Annotated in this window: 7 protein-coding genes; all 7 read left to right on the forward strand. The window is 51.1% G+C overall.

Annotated features, from left to right (window positions below):
- Nucleotides 1-1,420 precede the first annotated feature (1,420 nt).
- The 7 genes from VMT62_04075 (at nt 1,421) to VMT62_04105 (ending at nt 5,035) form a co-directional block, all read left to right on the forward strand.
- Nucleotides 1,421-1,834, forward strand: a complete 414-nt coding sequence (locus VMT62_04075; protein ID HVN95584.1) for a JAB domain-containing protein — start codon at nt 1,421-1,423, stop codon at nt 1,832-1,834.
- The gene (locus tag VMT62_04080; protein HVN95585.1) at nt 1,831-2,682 is read left to right on the forward strand and encodes a zincin-like metallopeptidase domain-containing protein; all 852 of its coding nucleotides are present in this window, start codon (nt 1,831-1,833) and stop codon (nt 2,680-2,682) included. The genes VMT62_04075 and VMT62_04080 overlap by 4 nt, the downstream gene beginning before the upstream one ends.
- 117 nt (nt 2,683-2,799) lie before the next feature.
- Nucleotides 2,800-2,985 (forward strand): hypothetical protein, encoded by a 186-nt coding sequence (locus VMT62_04085; GenBank protein ID HVN95586.1) that lies wholly within the window; start codon nt 2,800-2,802, stop codon nt 2,983-2,985.
- Between the two features lie 7 nt (nt 2,986-2,992).
- The gene (locus VMT62_04090) at nt 2,993-3,391 is read left to right on the forward strand and encodes a putative toxin-antitoxin system toxin component, PIN family (protein ID HVN95587.1); all 399 of its coding nucleotides are present in this window, start codon (nt 2,993-2,995) and stop codon (nt 3,389-3,391) included.
- Nucleotides 3,392-3,715: 324 nt separating this feature from the next.
- Nucleotides 3,716-4,009: a type II toxin-antitoxin system HigB family toxin gene (locus VMT62_04095; GenBank protein HVN95588.1), complete on the forward strand. Its 294-nt coding sequence runs from the start codon at nt 3,716-3,718 to the stop codon at nt 4,007-4,009.
- Between the two features lie 14 nt (nt 4,010-4,023).
- Nucleotides 4,024-4,401: a transcriptional regulator gene (locus tag VMT62_04100; protein ID HVN95589.1), complete on the forward strand. Its 378-nt coding sequence runs from the start codon at nt 4,024-4,026 to the stop codon at nt 4,399-4,401.
- 265 nt (nt 4,402-4,666) lie between these two features.
- Entirely contained in the window at nt 4,667-5,035 is a 369-nt protein-coding gene (locus VMT62_04105) for a calcium-binding protein (GenBank protein ID HVN95590.1), read from the forward strand.
- Nucleotides 5,036-5,333 lie beyond the last annotated feature (298 nt).

The raw sequence follows: 5,333 nt of genomic DNA on the forward strand, positions 1-5,333 counted from the left end.
GCCTGTTCATTACGCGCAGAGGGCCTCGACCGCGCGATGGTGTCGAGCCCTGATCATGAAACACCACAAAATGTGCTAGCGCTCGACCATGGGTCGTTTCCCTCGGAAGACCCAGACGACCCGATGGCCTGCAGGCACAGATTGGTTTGGCGTATCGAGCCATCTCAAGAGCAACCAGAGCCGTGGTAACGCTTTCATGTGGTAAGTGCGCCATGACGTGGTGCATTTTATATAGATAGTGCATTGCTTGCTCGTTCTCGACCGGCACATATTGTGCCCTGTACCGATGAGGAGATCGGACAGAAGGGGGCCGCAAAGCTTCTCTGGGTTCCACCAGTGAGGTTTCATAAGCAGCGCGGTCTAAACTGTACCGGACGGAGGCCATCACCTCCCGGGTCGGGCTACCACTGGATGTATGGTGAGTCAACGAATCTGTCATAGAAGCCTCTGTCTTAACGAAAGACCTCCCTTAATAGTGTGATGGCGCGGGAGGGCAACGCGGCGCGATCCGGGTGGGCTTTACCATCTCACCTGGAAGATACGCATAAATTCGTATCTGAGAGCAGGCTACTCCTTCTTATCCTTCTCTCCAGGGCCGCCAGGGGTAAAGCAGGCACCTAACCATCCTAATGGGTTGAGAACGGGAACATGGGAACCACATCTCGTCTGCCTGTAAAACAGGCTATCTGTGGAGACCGGGGAAGGACGGATGTGGGGCGGAGCCCTCGTAGTAGTCTGAGGACGGGAAAGCCGTCCACGTGGCGAAGGGGGCAGGAGGCCGAGGTGTTTTGAAGCCGGGGGAATACACTGTGTACACAGAGCAAGGGCCGTTATGGTCCTATCCCCAGCGTGCGGAAAGACGCTTTCAGCGGATTAGCTGAAGTATGCCGTGGTCTTCGGAGAGCCGGATACATAGGGAAACGTGTACGTCCGGTTCGGTGAGAGGCTGCGGGAAACCGACGGCTGAGAGGCTGCACGGCGCCCGTAGTCTACTCTACTGGGCACCCCCTTGGCCATGACTAAATTCCCCCTTTGCAGGTGTAACAAATTAGAGCCTACAGCTCGAAATCTCAGATCGACGAACACCATTACTCACATGAAATGAGGTATTACTCCCGATTTAACAGATCAGCGAAAGACTAGTCTCCCATGATCTGCTCTTAAGCATTCCATAATAGTTAGTGCCTTGGGCAAAAAATAATACTCCAGGGCTGACCAGTTCTTCGCATCCAAATACCCCAAACTAGTTCTGGCGGTACCCTTCATCGCAAACCGCCCGCCATCCGTAACGCACCGGCTGTCATGCGGCTCTGCATTCCGGCCAATCGATTGTTCTCCTTTAGCTTCCTTTTTTCCCCGGCCCTCTTTGAGGGAAAAAAAGTTTTTTTGAGGGTGGATTAACCCGAAAGAAGGGCAACAAATGTTGGTAAAGGCAAGAAAGCAGACAATCACGAACCCGCAGGCTGTGCACGAGATTTTGTCAAGTGTTCTGAGCGCTGAGAATGAGGTCGATCGAATGAAAGAGCACTTCTGGGTAATCGGGCTTAACACGCGTTGCGTCATACAGTACATCGACCTTGCGAGCCTGGGCACGTTGAATTCTTCACTTGTCCATCCGCGCGAAGTTTTTCGCTTCGCCATCTTTAAAGCTGTATCCTCCATCATCCTCAGTCATAACCATCCATCCGGCGACCCTGAGCCTTCCGAAGATGATTTGTCCCTTACAAAACGTATTGCCGACGCCGGAAAGATACTGGGTATTGAAGCCCTGGACCATATTATTATCGGCGATCACGCGAACTACTGTTCGTTCAAAGAAAGGGGGCTTCTATGAAAGTCTACGAGATCATCACCAACGCCATTCTCAAAAAGCTGGAACAAGGTTCCGTACCGTGGCGCAAGCCATGGACTGGACAGGACCAAATGCCCAAGAACCTTATCACCAAGAAAGAGTATCAAGGCATTAATGCGTTTATTCTCGGCTGTCAGGACTATGGCTCACCGTATTGGCTCACCTTCAAGCAGTGCAAAGACCTGGGCGGCACCGTCACTAAAGGCGCAAGAGCAACAGCCGTCATCTATTGGAACTGGCTTGAAATCGAGAAAGACGGAGACGCTGAAGAGAAAGTCCCTCTTTTGCGGTATTACTCTGTTTTTAACACCGAGCAGTGCGAGAACATACCAGAAGACAAGCTACCCCGAATCGTCACGAGCACCAATGACATCGATAGAATTACCATCTGTGAAGAAATCATTAACTCTATGGCAGACAGGCCCACGATAACCCACAAGAAACAGGAAGCGGTCTATTACGCGCTCAGAGATATAATAAACATGCCTCTCTTTGCATCCTTCCAAACAGCCGAAGGCTACTATTCCACGCTCTTTCATGAGCTCGTCCACTCCACCGGCCACGAGAAGCGGCTAGCGAGGCCAGGTATAACAGACCTGTCGCCCTTCGGCACACCTTCATACTCCAAAGAAGAACTCATCGCCGAAATGGGAGCAGCCTTTCTCTGCGGCTTTGCAGGCATTGAAAACGTGACTCTTACTAATTCGGCTGCATACATACAAGGCTGGTTAAAGAAACTCCGGAACGATAAAAAGCTCGTCATCGTGGCCGCTGCGCAGGCCCAAAAAGCCGTCAACTACATTCTCAGCAAGGCTCCTTCGCCGGAATAGGCTCCGGCGCGGCGGGCCGCTTCCGCGGCCCGTTCGGAAAGCTTGTCTCCCATGCTGTGGAAAGAGGCGGTGTTTTGCTATACAATGTCATTACTGTCAAGAACGGGGGTGACCACTTTGAGAGGAGCCGCAAGAAAAGTCCGGCCGGAAGATTATGTTCTGTCGGTCCTTTCTCCTGAAGACAGACTTGACGCAGCCTTCAAGGTTGCGGGAGAAGCCTTCAAGAAAGGCAAACTGACCCTGCAAGACGTCGAAAATGCGGTCAGGCTGGTGAGGAGAAAGGCTTACGAAAAGCAGAAGTAGGATTGTTATAGACACCACGGTGGTCGTATCCGCCTTTGCTTTCGGCGGGATTCCGCAGAAAGCTCTTAAGAAAGCATTTGCAGAAGCGGACATTTACGTCTCCCAAATACTCCTCGACGAGTACCGGCGCGTGCCCCTGCAGCTCAGGCACGAAGAGAAGATTGATCAGCACCAGTTCAAGGCTCTCATCGCGGGCATAGCCGCCTTGGTTGGCAGAGCAGCCCTGATTACGCCGACCAGAACACTCTCCATCTGCAGAGATCCCGCAGATAACATTCTGCTGGACTGCTGCCTTGCGGCAAAAGCAGATATTCTCATCACGGGAGATAAAGATCTTCTTTCTCTGCAAGAGTTGCCCTTTGAGCTCGCAATACTGACCCCACGTAGTTATCTAATGAAAGAATGAGCCAAGACCTATAACTGTTGTTTGTTGCACGGCTCTCTACCTCTCACTTCTGTTCCCACCCTCACCAAAGGATGGCGCACGCCAACGATCTCTCTTCCCATGTGCCTTCGCTTCCGGGCCGAGATCCTTAGGGGGTGCCGCACGTCCGCTGATCGCTGAAACCTGCTACTGACCTTGTCAGGACAGAAGCAGATTTCAGCCGCGCTCTACGGTCTTGAACGATATGCGTCTCTACTTCCTTTTCACGTTATCGAGCCCACGGCACTTACTGAACTGGAATAAATTTTACTTGCTCCCTATTTGGGAACAGGGTATACTATTTTGGTGAGAGTCATATTCCGAAAGAAGCTTAAGGAATTTTGGGAGCGGCATCCCGATGTACGACAGCAGCTTCAGGCGTGGTATGACGACACCAAGCATGCGACATGGAAAAGCCCTGCCGATATCAAGGCAGTCTATCGGAGCGCCAGTTTTATAGGAAACGACAGGGTGGTTTTTAACCTCAAGGGCAACAACTATAGATTGGTCGTGGCTATACGCTATGAGTACGGTATTGTATTTATCAGGTTTGTCGGCACGCACCAAGAGTACGACAGGATAGACGCCGCGAAAGTATAAGGGAGATTCCGGACATGAAAATCAAACCAATAAGGACAAAAACCGATTACGATGCCGCACTCAAAGAGATTGAGCGGCTCTTTCACGCGAAGCCCGGTACGGATGAAGCAGATCGTCTTGAGGTTCTAACAACCCTCACGGAAGCCTATGAGGAAAAGCATTACGCGATTCCTCTTCCCGACCCCATTGAAGCTATTTTGTACCATATGGAAAGCCGTGGTCTCTCACGGCGGGATTTGGAGTCCTTTATCGGAAGTCGCGCACGTGTCTCTGAAGTCCTTAATCGAAAACGCCCCCTTACCATGGAGATGATTCGAAACCTTCATAGTGGTCTGGGTATTTCGGCTGAAGTGCTGATTCAACCGTACCGAACTCTCAAGGATGCGGCATAGCAAAGCCCTAAAGAGAAAATGAAAATAGCGCGCACAGTGCGCTACGGCATAACTGCAATTGAGCACCTCAAGCCTTCTCGTCTTGATACTACCTTTCACATGGCGACGGTGCATGAGAGCCTGTTTTGTTTATAGAGTGATGAATCTACTGACCAAAAGAATCACAGAGTATACTCTTTTCACGGACCGTTCTTCGGTTCCGGAGAAATGCCTGGAACTCAGGAGGAGTCTTGGGCTCTTGATTCTACTATTGAAAACGTGAGACATGGCCAAGAAAAAGCCCAGGCAGAATAAGGGCCGAGAGCAACGTATAGAGATGGAGATCATCGTCGATGCTTACGGCCCTGAAGAACAATCGATGGGATGGTACTATTACCTCGAAGAGAAGCTTCAGTTTCCATTTACTGCAGTTTGCAGCGCAAGGCGTGCCATCTCGCCATTGCAGATTAAAGACGAGGTTGACATCCTTAGGATGGCTCCTGAAGAGGAGTGCGAGAAAGAAATGTTCGTTATGATGCGATGGAAGAAGGATGGCTTGGCGGTTCCACTGTCCCAACTCACCCCCATCAATTGCACGGATGAACAAACCAGGCAAGCCGTCGAGGATTGGCAATATTGGGTGCAGATGGGGTAAGAATTCGGGTAATATCCGGCCCAACCCTTTAGTGCACCGGACGCTCGTGTCCTCGCGGTGAACAAAACATCATCTTTCGGCGCTAATGCGTTATTCACAGCCCTTGGCCCGACGGGCCCCTAGTGGATGTTTTTGATACCCGTCAGATTGAAATTTTCTTCCTCTTACCATTAATTCCTGTATAAGTAGTGTGTCAGCAGGTAAGATTAGCCCCAAGAAAGGCAGGGGGACTTATTTCTTCCTGGGTCGCCGAACCCTTATTGCAGTCTGTCCCCCGCCTCTTGGAGCCATGATACGT

Source organism: Syntrophorhabdaceae bacterium (genome assembly GCA_035541755.1).
GTDB lineage: Bacteria > Desulfobacterota > Syntrophorhabdia > Syntrophorhabdales > Syntrophorhabdaceae > PNOF01.

Coding starts and splice junctions, on each gene's coding strand:
- VMT62_04075 (HVN95584.1), top strand. CDS start 1,421: ATGTTGGTAAAGGCAAGAAAGCAGACAATCACGAACCCGCAGGCTGTG.
- VMT62_04080 (HVN95585.1), top strand. CDS start 1,831: ATGAAAGTCTACGAGATCATCACCAACGCCATTCTCAAAAAGCTGGAA.
- VMT62_04100 (HVN95589.1), top strand. CDS start 4,024: ATGAAAATCAAACCAATAAGGACAAAAACCGATTACGATGCCGCACTC.
- VMT62_04105 (HVN95590.1), top strand. CDS start 4,667: ATGGCCAAGAAAAAGCCCAGGCAGAATAAGGGCCGAGAGCAACGTATA.